At 47.6% G+C, this 382-nt stretch carries 1 protein-coding gene; it reads right to left on the bottom strand.

Annotated elements, in window-relative coordinates; genetic code table 11:
- A partial coding sequence (locus I8J31_RS20780; protein ID WP_199470496.1) for a transposase occupies nucleotides 1-382 on the bottom strand: 382 nt, incomplete at both ends.

Below are 382 nucleotides of genomic sequence, written 5' to 3'. Positions count from 1 at the left end.
TTTGGCTACCTGAGTTAGCTGCTGTCGAGCCTTGTTGTAGAGTTTGGCATCCGTTGGGAAGGTGATGTTTTTTTCTTGTACCGTGGTGTCTACTACGACACGTTTTAGGCTTGCAGGTTTGATGACTTTTAGCTTTAGTCCTGCTTGTATCGTCTGGGTAAGCAGCCATTCACAGCCTTCTTCTCCTAATCGTTTTCGCCATTTAACAAGACTGGTTGGATGGCACGGGAAGTCGTGTTGGAAAAAGGTTTCGCCACAAAAGTGTTGGTAATAAGGCGATTCAAGCCATTGCTCTAGCGCCATCTCATCAGACAAATTATGCAAGTGCTGCAAATACAGCAACCCCGCCATAAGACGCGTTGGTAACGCGGCCGCACCAACG

It is taken from the genome of Marinomonas transparens (assembly GCF_016463975.1).
Classification (GTDB): Bacteria; Pseudomonadota; Gammaproteobacteria; order Pseudomonadales; family Marinomonadaceae; genus Marinomonas; species Marinomonas transparens.
The sequence above is the reverse complement of the archived record's forward strand: the minus strand, read 5'-3'. Positions and strand labels throughout refer to the sequence as shown.